Consider the following 15,040-nt stretch of genomic DNA (forward strand, 5'->3'; position numbering starts at 1 on the left):
GCTTCTAGCGTCCCTGCGACAGCCGGTCCGCGAGCCAGTGCGGCAGGCCGTTCTCGCGGATCCGGCTCGCGGCCGTCTCGATGTCATAGGGCGCGCGGCAATAGGTGATCCGGCACGTCACCGTGTCGAACAGCACGAAGGCCGCGGACGGATCGCCGTCGCGAGGCTGGCCGACCGAGCCGAGCACGGCGAGCCATTGCCGTCCGCGCAGCAGCGGCACCGCGACGTCGGTCTTGGGCACGAGGCTCGTCATCTTCGCCGTCACCGACATCGAATACAGCGCCGGACGGTGGATGTGGCCGCAGAAGGTGACATGGGCCGGTGTCGAGATCAGGCTCTTGGCGGCATCCGCCGTCGATCGGACATAGTGCCAGCGCTGTGGGCTGGAGGCTTCCGAATGCACGAACAGGCGGTCGCCGTCCTCGACCAGCATCGGCAGTTCGGCCAGGAATCGCCGCTGCGCGGTATCGAGCCGGCCACGGGTCCATTCGATCGCGATCTGCGCCTCGGCGTTCATGGTCTCGGCCGAGGAATTGACCGCCTGGTCGTGATTGCCGCGCACGGCGACGGCCCCCTGCGCAACCAGCTCCATCGCGGTATCCACCACCCATTCCGGATCGGCGCCATAGCCGACGAAGTCGCCGAGCAGGATGAATCGCTCGGCGCCCTTGGCGCGCGCAGCCTTCAGGCAGGCCTCGAACGCCTGCCTGTTGCCATGGATATCCGAGAAGACAGCGAGAAGCACGCACCCTCCACCCTCAAATTCTTATTGGAGGCCGATGAGGCCAAATTGAGGGAGGTCAACAGGATGCGTCAGCGCTGCGCCGTTTACCAGCGCAGCGCTGCGGTGATGGTGAAAGGCCTATTGCTCGTCCTTCGGCGGCATCCGGGGCGGCGGAATCGGGGTGAACACCGCGCCCTGGGCAGCGGCGGGCGGGGCATTGAATTCGCCGGTCGAGGAATCGCCGCCGCTGGTCTCCAGGATGGTCTTTGGGGTCACATATTCCCTGACCATGTCGATCAGGCTGCCGTCGCCGCCGCCGAAATCGGCCGCGCGGCCGCCTTGCGGATGTCCGAGCGCGATCTCGTTCTCCGCGGCATGGGTCTTGTCGGCCAACCTGTCATTGTAGGGCACACGAAACGCGCGCGGGATGCCGCTCGGGCGATTGTCCTCGTCCAGCGCCTCGACCCAAAGATAGATCGAGCCGGGGTCGCCCTCCAGCGAATGCGGCTCGACGATGCGGGCCTTCAGCAGCTTGAAGGTAGCAGGCAGCCGGTCGGGGCTGGCCCAGCCGAGCAGTCCGCGCATTTCGGTGAAGCTGACGACATAGAAGGCGCTGGTCACGACCACCGCGACCGCCTTCAGCGACCAGTGCAGCCGCGCATAGACCAGCACGACCAGCAGCAGCGCGCCGATGACGGCATAGGCGACCGACAGCGTCGCGATGACCGTCTGCGGGTTACTCACGGCGGATCCTCACAGCGTTCCTGCTCACACCGGTCTTGGGATCGACATCGGCGCCGTTGCGCCAGCTGCTGCGGAACGTCTCCAGCAGCGATTTCGGCCGCTGATCGACATTGACGACCTTGCCTTCGGCATCGATGCGGAATCGCACCGCGGTCTTCTCGTCGCCGGTGTGGTCGAGCGTGAACTTGTTGTCGAAGATCACCTGCGCGGTCGGATTGAGCTTCTGCACCTTCACATTGGCGGTCACCGGCTCGCCGGTCGTCGCAACGAAATGCGAGACGTTCACCGTGTATTCGCCGGCGAGGATGCCGCGCACCGTCACGATCTCCTCGCGGATGGGGGAAGCGATTTTCTTGCCGGCAACCATGATGAAATCGTTGGCGCCGCCACGGTCGTCGCGATCGAGCGTGAGGAAGCCGGCCTCGCGGTGGCGATACCAGGCGATATTGCCGGCGGGATCCTGCACGAACAGGTCGAGATCGTCAGGGTGGTTGTCCGGCCAGTCCAGCGTAATGATGAACTCGGCCTTGGAGTCGATCTTGCCGTCCTTGGCGTCCGGGGACACCGCGAGCAGCGCAAGGAAGAACAGGAAGGCGATCACCTGGAGCGCCTTGAACAGCATCACGCCGAGGGGATCGAACGGCTCCTCGCGTGGATAGAGGCCGAAATCATCCATCATGACGACGTTCCGGCGCCCTTGGTTTCAGAAGCTTTGCGTTCCAGCACCGGCGTCACATAGGTCTCGGTCAGCACCACCGCATCCGAGAACACCCGCTGGGTCGCCGAATCCAGCATGTAGTACTGGATGCGGACCAGGATCGAGCCGACGAGGCCGGCCAGCGTCGTGTACATCGCGACCGCCATGCCGTCGCTCATCAGCCCCATGGACGAGCGCATCGCGACCTTGTCGGCGGCATCCAGCCCCGCGATCGGCGCCAGCATGATGATGAAGCCGATGATGGTGCCGAGCAGGCCGAGCTTCATCAGCGTGTCCGAGACGAAGGCGCCGAAGCCGTTGGAGCCGCGCAGCCGGTCGGCCAGCGTCCGCAGCAGCAGCGTCTGGTCCACGGGGCGGTAATCCTGCGCCGCCGCCTTCGTCACCAGGCTCTCGATGTGATCGCGCACCAGCCCGCGCGGCAGCGCCGTCGCACGCGCATCGAGCACCCTGCCGCCATCAGGCGCGGCGAGCGCCGCCCGGCAACGCCGCGCCGCCGCCCCCTCACGCGCGATCGCGCGCGTGCGCAGGAAACAATGGCCACAGGTGACAATGTAGAGCACCGCGATGACGCTCGAAATGTAGGTGCGGTCCGAGGTCAGCATCAGATGGATCAGGCCGAAGCGCCACAGCAGCACGACGGCGAAGATCGACAACCCGGTGAAGATCATCCAGAACAGCAGCGCGCTGCGCTCGGATGGATCTGCAGCAGACCCGGCGATCGGTCCAATGGTCATTGAACTCATGCTGCACCGCTCCTCGCCCGCAACGATGGGCCTGTAAAGATTCCATCCCGATTAGATCAAAGCTACCGGGCCCGGTCCAAAGACCCATGCCCAAACCGGCTTGGGAAATTTGCCCGAGCTGCAATCCTGCCACACCCTGCAATTGGCAAGGCGCGGCGGCGTTGTTAGGCTGACCTTACCAAACGCCGGGGGTGATCGCATGCGCCTCGTACTTCAGCTTGTTGCCCGCCTGCTGCTCATCGTGGCGCTGTGCCTCGGCGCGGCGACCATATGGGCCACGTTCGACGCCTATCGCAGCATTGACCGGGCGACCGCGGCCTCGGCGCAGCGGGTCGCGCAGGCACTTCAGGCGCTGTACTGGCATGAGCTGTTGTTGCGCAGCAGCAGAGCCCGCGAGCACCTGCTGCCGGTTCCGGAATGGCGCACGCTGGAGACGATGAAGCTGATCTCGCCCGGCGTCTGCGTCGAGTTCCAGCCGGCGACCACATTCGAGAAGCCGCTCTGCGGCCAGAGCGAGGGGCTCGGCAAGACCCCGCCGCGCTGGTTCGCGTCCATCGTGCCGACCTTCCTCGGCAGCCATGCCGAGGTGGTGCGGCCCGTCAGTCCGCGCGCCGCAGCCGCCGGCACCGTGGTCGCGTCGCCGGATGCGATTGCCGCGATCTCGCTCGCCTGGGAATACATCCTCAACGTCATCGATGTCGCGCTGCTGATGGCGGGCGCGATTGCACTGCTGGCGTCGCTCGCCATCGCGCACGCGCTGGCGCCGGCACGCACGATCGTCACGGCTCTCCAGCGCATGGCGCGCGGACAGTATCGCACGAAACTGCCGCGCTTCCGCTCGATGGAGCTGGCGATGATCGGGAGCGCCGTCGGCGAGCTCGGCGGGCGGCTGGAGGAAGCCACCGAACAGCGCGCGGCGCTGACGCGGCGCTTGATCGAGATCCGCGACGACGAGCGCCGCGCGCTCGCCCGCGAGCTGCACGACGAGTTCGGGCAAAATCTTTCCGCTATCCTCGCCTTTGCCAACACCATCGAGACCGCGAGCGCGAAGCAGAACAAGGACGATGGGATCGCGCAGGACGCGCGCATGATCTCGCAGGCCACCCATCATCTGATGGCCTCGCTGCGCGATGCGCTAAAACGGCTGCGCAATCCGCTGCCCGCGGAGCTCGGGCTCGAGGCCAGCCTCGTCAATCTCGTCGACACCTGGCGCTCGCACAGCACGGCGCGGCCGACAATCCAGCTCGACCTCAGGGGCGACCTCACCGACATATCCGGCCCGGCCGCCACCACCGCCTATCGTGTCGCGCAGGAATGCCTGACCAACGCGCTGCGTCACAGTACGGCGCGCGAGATCTCGCTGCGGGTCGAGCGGCGCGCGGGCGAGGACGATGCGCTCGTGATCCGTGTCGAGGACGACGGGGGCGGCGATGCCGCACGCGTCGCGCAGTCGGCCGGCTTCGGCCTCACCGGCATTCGCGAGCGTGTCGCCGCAGCCGGCGGATCGCTGTCGATCCTGCCTGCAACCCGCGGCCTCAGTGTCGCCGCCACCATCCCGCTCGCCGCGTGAGGCCGACATGAGCGATGTCGCCGCAACAGGCATCTCCGTGCTGCTGGTCGACGATCATCCGATCGTCCGGCAAGGCTACCGGCGCGTGCTGGAGAGCCAGGGCGATCTACATGTCGTGGCTGAGGCCGACAACGCGGCGGATGCATACGGCGCCTTCAAGGCGCACGATCCTGACGTCGTCGTGCTGGATATCTCGATGCCCGGCGCCAGCGGGCTGGAAGCCATCCGCAACATCCGCGCCCGCAGCCCGCGGGCACGGATCCTCGTCTTCACCATGCACAACGAGGCCGTTCTGGTGAAAGCGGCCTTCGGCGCCGGCGCCTCCGGCTTCGTCACCAAGAGCAACGAGCCGTCTGCGGTCGTGAATGCAATCCGCAGCGTCGCCCGCGGCGAGCGCGCGATGAGCGACGACATTGCGCATACCCTCGCCGAGGACAGCCTGTCGCCGACCGGCTCGGTGCTGGACCAGCTCGGCGAGCGCGAGATCGAGATCCTGCGCCAGTTCGCCGGCGGAGCTACCACCGAAGAGATCGCGACGCACCTCAATCTCAGTGTAAAGACAGTCCAGAACTATCACTACCTGATCAAGACCAAGACCGGCGCGCGCACGGACGCACAGCTGGTGCGGCTGGCCGCGACGTGCGGGCTGACGAAGATCTAGCAGCGGGGCTGCCGCTTCCGCCTCAGGCGAACTCGAAGCTGCCAATCTGGTAGGCGGATTGGAACTGACAGCATGCGGTTCCGGTTGGTAGCAGAGTGAAGGAGTGAATCTCATGAGTAAGGGTCATCACAACCCGGCAGCCCACCCCCCGATCATCACCGTAGGCGAACTCATCGACGAGCTTTGCCGACTTCCCGATACCGCCGTCGTCCATTTCCGCTGTCCCATGCTCGAACAGGAGCTGACTTTCTATCGCCTCCGCAAGCGGTCAAAGGATGTCGTCGAAATCGCGGTCAATACATACCCGGAGAGCCCGCCGGTCGCACCATCAGCCAACGGCGGGCTTCACCCGCGCCGGCACGCAACTGCATCGCCCTCCGTCCGCGAGGGCGCGCTTCTCCACAAGGCAAGAGGGTAAGCTAGTCGTCTACGCCGCCTTCAACCCACGCAGCACCAGTGCGAGCGTCGCATCGACACGCCCCGGCAGATCGGCGTCTTTCCATTCGTCGGCATGCGCCGGATGATGGAAGCGGCAGGTCGCATCGAAGATCGCGCGCGCGGTCGCCTTGACGTCGTCCACGGCAAACACGCCCTGGCTGACGCCATCGGTCAGGATCGCCGCGATCTGGTCGATCATGGTGTCCTTGTGACACTTGACGGCCGCGCAGGCTTCTCGCGCCAAAGTAAGATAGGTTTCGAACATCTCGGGGTCGTCGAGCACGCGCGAACGCTTGGCCGCGAACAGCGTGCGCAGCCAGCGGTCCAGCCTGTCCGGCGCCGGTCCCTGCTCCCTGACGATTGCCAGGAGCGGCGCGTCGATCCGGTCGAGCCAGCGTTTGGCAACGGCCTCGCGCAGGGAGGCCTTGCTTGGGAAATGGCGATAGACGCTGCCGTGGCTCACATCGAGCGCACGGGCAACGTCAACCACGGTGGCCTTGGCAAGTCCGTAGCGCCGCAAGACGTCCTCGGTGACTTCGAGGATCCGCTCCGGCGTCAGGATAACGGCTTCATTCATGCCAGCACCTTGTTCCCGTCCAGGGTTCGTCCGGCGACGGCGCTGATTCCGAAGCGCCTCTACCGGTCGTTTCGGAAAGCTCTCGCCTTAATGAGGCAGTTTTGCAGCCTGCGCCGCTATCTGGCGCGCCACCAGCAAATTGAGCCAATGCCCAATGGTGCCGGTGAAATTGAGGATTTCGGTCGTCATCGTCTCAAGTCTCCATTCGTCCACGGCTCCCACCCCTTGATTACGTCCCTCGATCCGCTGGTTTTTCGAATCTCGGGACCCCCTGGCAGGATGGCCGCGGGACGCCCAATCGGAGCGTCCGAGAACGGATATACACGTCTAGATGACAGATTTCAATATCTGTCAGTCAAAGATACGTGACTGACAGTTAATATTTGCGGCCCGGCGGCGCCACCCTGCCGGCCCGGGGCCCGGTGGATAGCTCGGTGATCCCCCTCTTCCGGGGCCCAGACCGTTTGTTTCGCCCTGCCCGCTCTGTTAAATCACGGCGTAAAAAGCATTTTGGCCGGCGCAGCCCCGAGGGACCGCCCGCCCACCTTCCTGGAGCCGTCAGATGATCCCCCGCTATACCCGTCCCGAAATGGCCGCGATCTGGGAGCCGCAGACCCGGTTCAAGATCTGGTTCGAGATCGAGGCGCATGCGGCGGATGCCCTGGCCGAGCTCGGGACCATCCCCAAGGAGGCCGCCAAAACGGTCTGGGCCAAGGCCAAGGACGCCACCTTCGACGTGGCCCGCATCGATGAGATCGAGCGCGAGACCAAGCACGACGTCATCGCCTTCCTCACCCACCTCGCCGAGATCGTCGGCCCCGAGGCGCGCTTCGTGCACCAGGGCATGACCTCCTCCGACGTGCTCGACACCTGTCTCAACGTCCAGCTCACCCGCGCCGCCGACCTGTTGCTCGCCGACCTCGACAAGGTGCTGGCGGCGCTGAAGAAGCGTGCCTTCGAGCACAAGATGACGCCGGCCATCGGCCGCAGCCACGGCATCCATGCCGAGCCCGTCACCTTCGGCCTCAAGCTCGCCTATGCCTATGCCGAGTTCACGCGCGCCAAGGAGCGCCTGATCGCAGCGCGGAAAGAAGTCGCGACCTGCGCCATCTCGGGCGCCGTCGGCACCTTCGCGCAGATCGACCCGCGCGTCGAAGAGCATGTCGCGAAGGCCATGGGCCTCGTGCCGGAGCCGATCTCGACCCAGGTGATCCCGCGCGACCGTCACGCCATGTATTTCTCGACGCTCGGCGTGATCGCCTCCTCGATCGAGCGCATCGCGGTGGAGATCCGCCACATGCAGCGCACCGAGGTGCTGGAGGCCGAAGAGTTCTTCTCGGAAGGGCAGAAGGGCTCCTCCGCGATGCCGCACAAGCGCAATCCGGTGCTGTCGGAGAACCTCACCGGCCTGTCCCGCATGGTGCGCGCCTATGTGACCCCGGCGCTGGAGAACGTCGTGCTCTGGCACGAGCGCGACATCTCGCACTCCTCGGCCGAGCGCATGATGGGCCCCGATGCCACCGTCACGCTCGACTTCGCGCTGGTGCGCCTCGCCGGCCTGATCGACAAGCTCCTGGTCTATCCCGCCAACATGCAGAAGAACCTCGACCGCCTCGGCGGCCTCGTGCATTCGCAGCGCGTGCTGCTGGCGCTCACCCAGAAGGGCGCAAGCCGCGAGGACGCCTACAAGCTGGTGCAGCGCAACGCCATGCCGGTCTGGCGCGGCGAAGGCGATTTCCTCCAGCTCCTGAAGAAGGATGCTGAAGTGAAGAAATATCTCAGCGACGCCGAGATCGAGGAGCAGTTCGACCTCGGCTATCACCTCAAGCACGTCGACGCGATCTTCAAGCGCGTGTTCGGGGAGAGCTGAGCGTCACGTCCGTAGCCCGGGTGAGCGCAGCAATACCCCGGCATTCACCTGCGAAAGATCCCGGATGTCGCTTCGCTCATCCGGGCCACCCAACCAATCAAAAACGGATCCCCCATGCCCATCGTCAACCGCATCGCCGCCCTCTCCGACGAAATGGCCGCCTGGCGCCATGACTTCCATGAGAACCCGGAGCTGCTCTACGAAGTCCACCGCACCGCCGGCATCGTCGCCGACAAGCTGCGCGAATTCGGCTGCGACGAGGTGGTGACGGGCATCGGCCGCACCGGCGTGGTCGGCGTGATCCGCGGACGCAAGTCGGCCTCCGGCAAGACCATTGGCCTGCGCGCCGACATGGACGCGCTGCCGATCATGGAGACCTCGGGCGTGCCCTACGCCTCGAAGGTGCCCGGCAAGATGCACGCCTGCGGCCATGACGGCCACACCGCCATGCTGCTCGGCGCCGCCAAATATCTCGCCGAGACGCGCAATTTCGACGGCACTGCGATCATGATCTTCCAGCCCGCCGAGGAAGGTGGCGGCGGCGGCAAGGCGATGGTCGAGGACGGGCTGATGACACGCTGGAACATCCAGGAAGTCTACGGCATGCACAACATGCCCGGCCTGCCGGAAGGCCATTTCGCCACCACGCCGGGCGCGATGCTGGCTTCCTCCGACAACATCCAGATCACGGTCCACGGCAAGGGCGGTCACGCCGGCGCCGGTCCGCACAAATCGGTCGACAGCGTGCTGATCGGCTCGCAGATCGTCAACGCGCTGCAATCGATCGTCGCGCGCAACGTCGATCCGCTGAAATCGGCCGTCATCTCGATCACCCAATTCCACTCCGGAACCGCCTTCAACATCATCCCTGAAGTCGCCGAGCTCGCCGGCACCGTGCGCACGCTCGATCCCGAGGTGCGCGATCTCGTCGAGCGCCGCATTGGCGAGGTCGCCGAGAGCGTCGCCCGCGCCTATGGCGGCTCGGCGGAGACGAAGTACACGCGGATGTATCCGGTGACGATGAACCATGCGCGCGAGGCCGGCCTTGCCGCCGACGTCGCCCGCGACATCGTCGGCAATGATCGCGTCAACGACAAGTTCATCCCGATGATGGGCGCCGAGGACTTTTCGTTCATGCTGGAGGCGCGTCCCGGCGCCATGGTGCTGGTCGGCATGGGCGACGGCAACGAGTGCCACCACCCCGCCTATGTCTTCAACGACAACATCCTCGGCCACGGCGCCTCGTTCTGGGTGCGCATGATCGAGACGAGGATGCCGGCGTAGCTGACCAAAGCTTGTAGCCCGGGTGAGCGGAAGCGACACCCGGGACAAGTCTCGTCAGATCGCAGCACTGCCCCGGATGTCGCTGCGCTCGATCGCCGTCGGCCTTGAACCCGAAATTGCGCACCAGCGGACAGACCCGCCCCGCGCGGCCGCAAAGGGATAGGTGGCGGCCCTCGTCAGTGGGCAACAGAGCGCAGGCCCGTTGGCTCGTCCGCCCTCAACATGCCGGATGTGGCCTCGCCCGAGGCGAGAGGCAGGGAGAACTGAAAGACCGCGCCCCGAGGCTCGTTGGCGCCGGCCCACATCCGTCCACCATGCGCCTCTATGATCGAGTGGCAAATGGCGAGGCCCATGCCCATGCCTGCCGGCTTGGTGGTGTAGAAGGCCTCGAACAGGCACTCGAGATTCTTCGGATCCAGTCCCGGACCGGAATCCCGCAAGGTGACGTGCACGCCGTTCGATACATCCCGGTCGGTGCTGATCAGCAACTCGCGTTCGTGCTCGCCAACCGCGGCCAACGCCTCGATCGCGTTGACGATCAGGTTTAGCAGCACTTGCTGAAGTTGAACCCGGTCCGCCGGAATGGTCGGCAGGCCTTCGGCAAGTTGCGTTCGTACCGAGACGCGGTTCTTGAACGCTTCACTGCGGGTCAGCGCGATGACGTCGAGCACCGCCTGGTTGATGTCCATATCCTCCTTTTGCGGCGGCGCTTTCCTTATCAACGCCCGGATCCGGCCGATGATGCCGCCGGCTCGCATGCCATCGCCGGTGATCCAGTCGAATGTCTGTCGAACCCGCTCCAGATTTGGCGGTTGAGCCTCCAGCCAATTCAACCCGGCCTCGGCGTTCGCCACGATCGCGGCGATCGGCTGGTTGACCTCATGGGCAATCGAAGCCGTGATCTGCCCCATCGTGGTGACGCGATTGGCGTGCGCGAGCTCCATCAGGGCTTCGCGGTAGAGCCGCTCGTGCTCGCGAGCTTCGGCCTCTGCCCGCTTGAGAGGCGTCAAATCGAGGACAAAGCCGACCCCTTGATCTCCACCTGGTGCAAACATCGTCCCGCCGATCAGCACGGAAACACGGCTTCCATCCTTCCGGACATACTCCTTCTCGAACGGCTGGGCCGTCCCGACCCGCTTCAACTCCGCCGCGGTTTTTTCGTCGCGGTCGCGCCATTCCGGCGGCGTCAGATTGTATCGATGCAGGCGCCCCGAAGCGAGATCATTCCGGTCATATCCGACGATGCGCAGGAACGCGTCATTGGCCTCGACAATGCGCCCCTCGACTTCCCAGATGATGATCCCGATGATGTTGGAATCGAACAGGCGCCGGATCTTGATATCCCGCGCTGCAAGATCGCTCTGCAGTTGAATGTTCTCCTCGGTCGCCTGTCTCCGCCGCTTCGCTTCGAGCCGCGCGAGCGCCAGCGCTGCTCCCGCAAGCGCGACGACGAGGACGACGGCGCCGGCAATCAGCCAGGTCCAGCGCTGCTCGAATGCGTCGGCATGCGTCTCCCGGTCGGCGAGCCGAAAGCGCTCATGATCCACCATCTGATCGATCTGCGAGCGGATCTCGTCCATGCTGCGGATCATCGCCAGCGCCGGCTGCCCGGACGTGCCGGCGGACTTCACCATCTGGTCAATCTCGCGCAGCTTTGCCGAAACGGTCAGCGCCAGATGTTGCGCGCGCAGACTTTGCAACGGATCGTCCGCGACCAGCGCGAGCAGCGCCTGCGCCTCGCGCCGCACACCTTCGTCGGAGACCCCGTAGGCTTTGAGATAGGTGGGGTCGAGGGTCATTAGATACCCGCGCCGTTCGGTCTCCAGCTCGGCGGTCATCGAACGCAACCGATCGAGCGTTTCGAGCACCTGGCGGCTGTGCCCAAGCACGTCGTGAGCCGCCTGCCGCTCCTGCTGATATTGCAGGCCGAGAAACGTCGTCGCAGCGAACAGCGTCAGTAGCGCCACGACCGCCACGATCAGCGGACGAGCCAGCCATCGCCAAGACGGGACCAGAGCAGGAACTGACATCGGCCTTGGGTCTTCGATGCTCGTGTGACAGCGCGTCTTCTGGTGTCGACGCCTGCGCGTGATAGAATAATAGCATGGATAGGTGGGGCGGAACGCGACATTCTCGCCCGCCAAGGTATACCGGTCTGGCCAGTCGTTGCGCGATGGCCGCGACATCACCGGCATGGCTCGTGTTGCGAATGATTGCCCGTCGCAGGGAGAGCCAACATGACGTACGCACACAGCGGTCGAAGTCCGACCAGCCGTCGCAGCTTCGTTACGGCATTGGGGGCGGCGGGCGCCGTGTTGCCTGCGCTGGCCGCGTTGCCGCGCTGGAGCTTCGCCGAGGATCGCGCAGCGACCTACGCCAGCGCGAACATCGATTGGAAGCAGTTTGCGGGACAGACCATCTCTCTTTCGGGCGCGATCCATCCCTGGTCGACTGCGATCACGCCGTTGCTGCCTGAGTTCACCCGGCTCACCGGCATCAACGTCACCATCGATTTCCAACTCGAAACCACATTCCTCGGCGCCTTGGCGATCAAACTGGCCCGCGGTAGCGCGACGCCCGACGTCTTCATGTTCACGGCCTATGGCCAGGGCATCGCAGGAGGGTGGCTCGAGCCGCTGAACGGCTATTATTCCAACCGATCGCTGACCGATCTCGGCTGGTACGACGAGAGCGACCTGCTCAAGACCGCTCAGGCCTTCCCGCTGTGGTCCGACGGCGAACGGTATGCCGTACCGATCACCTCCGAAGCGATGACCATGTTCATCAACGGTGACGCGCTTGCAGCCAAGAACCTGTCGGTTCCGCAGACGTTCGAAGAGTTGCTTGCGACCGCCAAGGCGCTCAAGTCCGGCGAGATGTCGGGGATGGCCATGCGGGCCCAGGCGAGCGGCAATTCCTCCCCGCCGGCCATGGGCTTCGTGTTCTCTTACGGCGGCGCCATAGTCAAGGACAACAAGGCCGTCTTCGCAAGCTCCGAAGCGATCGCCGCCGTCGAGATGTACGGGCGCCTGCTCAGCCAGGCCGGGCCCGGCGGCGTCGGCAGCTATGAATGGTACCACGTGCTGGACGATTTCCTGCAGGGACGGACTGCAATGGCAATCGACAGCAGCAATTTCGCGACCGACATCTCCAACCCGGCGCGGAGTCGCGTCGCGAAGCAGACCGTATTTGCAGTCTTTCCGCATCTCCCTGGTCGCGCGCCCGTGCCCTTCATGTCGCACTGGCAGGCCTGCATCAATTCAAGATCACGAAGCAAGCGGGCAGCTTTCCTGTTCCTGCTCTGGGCGACGAGCAAGCCGACATCGCTGCAGACTGCGGCAGCAGGGCTGGCGACGACACGCGTGTCGGCGTGGTCCAGCGAGGGTTTCAAGAGGGCATTCGGCTCGCAAGCCGCCGAGGCGGCGCTGACCAACCTGCAAAATGCCGATGTCGACCGCGCCAAGGCGATTCTCTTCCATCCGCGATCGAGATCGATCCTGGATGCGTTCATGATCGGCGTCAATGAAGTGGTCAACGGCGAGAAATCGGCAAAGGATGCCATGACCGGTGCAGCCGCGCAGGCCAACGCGGCGATCCGCGGGTAGCGGCGAGTCGGTCGCCGAACAAGTCCCCAACTCAACCTTGCGCGGCGTTCACCCCTGATACTGCAGCACGTGCATGCCGGCGTTCCAGTCGGAGACGAACATCAGCCCGTCGGGCCGGACATGGGCGTCACAGGTCTTGGCTGCGAGGGCGACGTTCGGCCGGGGGTCGATGAGCTTCGTCGGCGTCGGCGGCGCCCAGTACGCAATCTCCTTCGGTGCGAAGGCATCCCTGATGTCGAACACTCTAACGCCCGCATTGTTGTAGGTCGCGAAGATCGTCTCCTCGCTCTGGAACGAGCCCGGCCGGTTCTCGTGCAGATTATGCGGGCCGAACGTGCCGCTCGTGCAAAAATCGCGCTCGCGCGGGGTCGGCAAGGTTGCGATCGGCACCGGGTTCTCGGGCGCGCGCACGTCGAGCACGAAGGTGTGGAACAGGCCCTTGGCGCATTTCTCCGCATTGGCTTCGTCCGCGACCATCGCGAGCTGTCGCTTGGGCAGCGGCAACGGCGTATGCGTGCCGCCGGCGAAGGGCGGCGACCAGTTGATATGGGACAGCAGCTTGGGATTGGCGGGATCGCTGATGTCGTGGATGGTGAAGCCGCCATCGCGCCAGGCGGCGTAGCCGCGATCACCCGCCGTGATCATGTGATGCAGCGCAAAGCGCTTGCCCTTGGGCGTCGGCGGCTCGCCGGCCGCGCGGTTCATGCCGGGCAGCCACCATTTCGCGATCACTTCCGGCCTGGTGATGGTCTCGAGATCGACCACGCACAGGATGTGGTCGGTGAAGCCGTCGAAATGCGCCGAAACATAGGCGTAGCGGCCGCCCGGCCACCACAGCCGGTTGATGCCGAACCCGGGCATCTCCAGGAAGGCGATCTCGCGCATCTCGCCCGGTTTCGAGATGTCGTGGATCGACAGGCCGGAGCGGAATCTTTTGGCCTTGGTGATGCTGTCGACCAGCGTGTTCTCGAAATAGCCGCGCATGTTGTCGTAGGACTGCATCGCGACGATGTTGGCGCCGTTCGCAACCAGCAGCAGGTCCTCTGCCGCCTGCAAATGATGGGTGCGGGTGTATTGCCCCGCCGTGAAGAAATTAACCGGCTTCAGCGCACGCGGATCGGAGGCGTCCAGGATCGTCACGCCGTCGCTGAACATGTGCCCGACATAGACGTGCTGCCGGTTGAACATCACTTGCACGCTGTCGGGCCGGCCGCCGATGTCGCTGTAGGAGATGTGCTGGATGCCTTTGCCGATGCCGTCCGGCGGAATGTCGGCCTCTGACGCCGAGGCCGGCCTCGACCAGGGCGATAGCGCGACAGCCCCGAACACGCCCGACAATTGCTGAAGGTGGCGGCGGCGCGAGAATTGACGCATCGGTTTCCCCCCATTTTTTGAGGGATGATGCGCGCACGACGCGAGGCATGCAAGCCCAGTGTCATGCGCCCTCACCTACACCTGCACCACCTCGTGCCGCATCACGAACGGTGCCAGCAGCGTATGCACTTCGCCGGCGACGATCTCGCGCTGGTCCGCCGGCACGCCCGTGAGCGTCACGGTGGCGATCGAGCCGTGGCTGCCATGGGCGCCGACCTTGACCTTGCAGTCGATGCCGCGCTCGACGAGCGGCGTCAGCACTTTCGTGAACACGCGCTGCGCGGCGTCCCAGCGCAGCTGCGGCTTGAACACCTTGCCGACGCCCGTCACCGGCATCGGACCAGCGCGCTCGACGGCAACGACATCAGCTATGCGGGCCCGGGGTTCGCGAGCAGCACGAACGAACCGATCGCCACGTTCCGCTTCAATGGGCGCGGCGCGCGGCGTTTCGCCCACATCACCGAAGAGAATATTGGAAAGCCCTTCGCCATCGTGCTTGACGACAAGGTGATCTCCACCCCCGTGATCCGCGAGCCCATCAGTGGTGGTTCCGGCCAGATCTCGGGCAATTTCACCCTGGAGGAAGCAAGCAGCGTCCCCATGTTGATGCGCGCCGGGTCGCTGCCCGGGCGCCTCGAGCTGGTCGAACAGGAGGCGATCCAGCCTGCCGCCAAGCCCTGAGGCGGAAGGCACCCGGGCGCCCCGCCTCGCCGGGGCGCCCGGGTCCCTCCA

General features: G+C 65.2%; 13 protein-coding genes and 2 pseudogenes. 7 read left to right on the forward strand and 8 right to left on the reverse strand.

Annotated features, from left to right (window positions below):
* Positions 1-4: 4 nt before the first annotated feature.
* The 4 genes from ACNJYB_RS25130 to ACNJYB_RS25145 all read right to left on the reverse strand — a co-directional run bounded on the left by ACNJYB_RS25130 (position 5) and on the right by ACNJYB_RS25145 (position 2,929).
* Positions 5-745, reverse strand: coding sequence for a metallophosphoesterase family protein (locus ACNJYB_RS25130; protein WP_439369113.1), 741 nt, complete (start codon positions 743-745; stop codon positions 5-7).
* 117 nt (positions 746-862) lie between these two features.
* Positions 863-1,468: a hypothetical protein gene (locus tag ACNJYB_RS25135; RefSeq protein WP_439369114.1), complete on the reverse strand. Its 606-nt coding sequence runs from the start codon at positions 1,466-1,468 to the stop codon at positions 863-865.
* Complete coding sequence (locus ACNJYB_RS25140; protein ID WP_439369116.1) at positions 1,461-2,147, reverse strand: hypothetical protein; 687 nt, start codon at positions 2,145-2,147, stop codon at positions 1,461-1,463. Before ACNJYB_RS25140 ends, ACNJYB_RS25135 begins: the two co-directional genes overlap by 8 nt.
* Complete coding sequence (locus tag ACNJYB_RS25145; protein ID WP_439369118.1) at positions 2,144-2,929, reverse strand: MotA/TolQ/ExbB proton channel family protein; 786 nt, start codon at positions 2,927-2,929, stop codon at positions 2,144-2,146. Before ACNJYB_RS25145 ends, ACNJYB_RS25140 begins: the two co-directional genes overlap by 4 nt.
* Before the next feature lie 199 nt (positions 2,930-3,128).
* On the opposite strand from ACNJYB_RS25145, the gene ACNJYB_RS25150 reads away from it, so the two are divergent.
* From ACNJYB_RS25150 to ACNJYB_RS25160, 3 genes are all read left to right on the forward strand, one after another.
* Complete coding sequence (locus ACNJYB_RS25150) at positions 3,129-4,499, forward strand: histidine kinase (protein WP_439369120.1); 1,371 nt, start codon at positions 3,129-3,131, stop codon at positions 4,497-4,499.
* Positions 4,500-4,506: 7 nt separating this feature from the next.
* Complete coding sequence (locus tag ACNJYB_RS25155; protein ID WP_439369122.1) at positions 4,507-5,160, forward strand: response regulator; 654 nt, start codon at positions 4,507-4,509, stop codon at positions 5,158-5,160.
* Positions 5,161-5,272: 112 nt separating this feature from the next.
* Positions 5,273-5,578 carry a hypothetical protein gene (locus tag ACNJYB_RS25160; protein ID WP_439369123.1) on the forward strand — a complete coding sequence of 102 codons (306 nt, stop codon included), beginning with the start codon at positions 5,273-5,275 and terminating at the stop codon, positions 5,576-5,578.
* A gap of 9 nt (positions 5,579-5,587) precedes the next feature.
* Here ACNJYB_RS25160 and ACNJYB_RS25165 read toward each other — a convergent pair whose 3' ends face one another.
* A complete protein-coding gene (locus ACNJYB_RS25165; protein ID WP_439369124.1) occupies positions 5,588-6,175 on the reverse strand; it encodes a TetR family transcriptional regulator in 588 nt (195 codons plus the stop codon).
* Between the two features lie 562 nt (positions 6,176-6,737).
* Here ACNJYB_RS25165 and purB point away from each other — a divergent pair.
* A complete protein-coding gene (gene purB, locus ACNJYB_RS25170) occupies positions 6,738-8,045 on the forward strand; it encodes an adenylosuccinate lyase (RefSeq protein WP_439369125.1) in 1,308 nt (435 codons plus the stop codon).
* 114 nt (positions 8,046-8,159) lie between these two features.
* Positions 8,160-9,329, forward strand: coding sequence for a M20 aminoacylase family protein (locus tag ACNJYB_RS25175; RefSeq protein ID WP_439369127.1), 1,170 nt, complete (start codon positions 8,160-8,162; stop codon positions 9,327-9,329).
* A 176-nt stretch (positions 9,330-9,505) separates the two neighbouring features.
* Here the strand turns inward: ACNJYB_RS25175 and ACNJYB_RS25180 are convergent, their stop codons facing one another.
* Positions 9,506-11,359 (reverse strand): ATP-binding protein, encoded by a 1,854-nt coding sequence (locus tag ACNJYB_RS25180; RefSeq protein WP_439375643.1) that lies wholly within the window; start codon positions 11,357-11,359, stop codon positions 9,506-9,508.
* 435 nt (positions 11,360-11,794) lie between these two features.
* Here ACNJYB_RS25180 and ACNJYB_RS25185 point away from each other — a divergent pair, with 435 nt between their 5' ends.
* Positions 11,795-12,934, forward strand: a complete 1,140-nt coding sequence (locus ACNJYB_RS25185) for an ABC transporter substrate-binding protein (RefSeq protein ID WP_439369128.1) — start codon at positions 11,795-11,797, stop codon at positions 12,932-12,934.
* A gap of 48 nt (positions 12,935-12,982) precedes the next feature.
* Here ACNJYB_RS25185 and ACNJYB_RS25190 read toward each other — a convergent pair whose 3' ends face one another.
* Together ACNJYB_RS25190 and ACNJYB_RS25195 are read right to left on the reverse strand one after the other, a co-directional pair.
* Positions 12,983-14,308, reverse strand: coding sequence for an LVIVD repeat-containing protein (locus tag ACNJYB_RS25190; protein WP_439369129.1), 1,326 nt, complete (start codon positions 14,306-14,308; stop codon positions 12,983-12,985).
* Between the two features lie 75 nt (positions 14,309-14,383).
* Positions 14,384-14,653, reverse strand: a pseudogene (locus ACNJYB_RS25195) (acyl-CoA synthetase); the annotation flags it as partial.
* Here ACNJYB_RS25195 and ACNJYB_RS25200 point away from each other — a divergent pair.
* Positions 14,645-14,989: pseudogene (locus tag ACNJYB_RS25200) on the forward strand (preprotein translocase subunit SecD); the annotation flags it as partial. The pseudogenes ACNJYB_RS25195 and ACNJYB_RS25200 overlap by 9 nt on opposite strands.
* Positions 14,990-15,040: the final 51 nt, after the last annotated feature.

Origin of the sequence: Bradyrhizobium sp. SMVTL-02, assembly GCF_051853005.1 — a bacterium.
Taxonomy (GTDB): Bacteria; Pseudomonadota; Alphaproteobacteria; order Rhizobiales; family Xanthobacteraceae; genus Bradyrhizobium.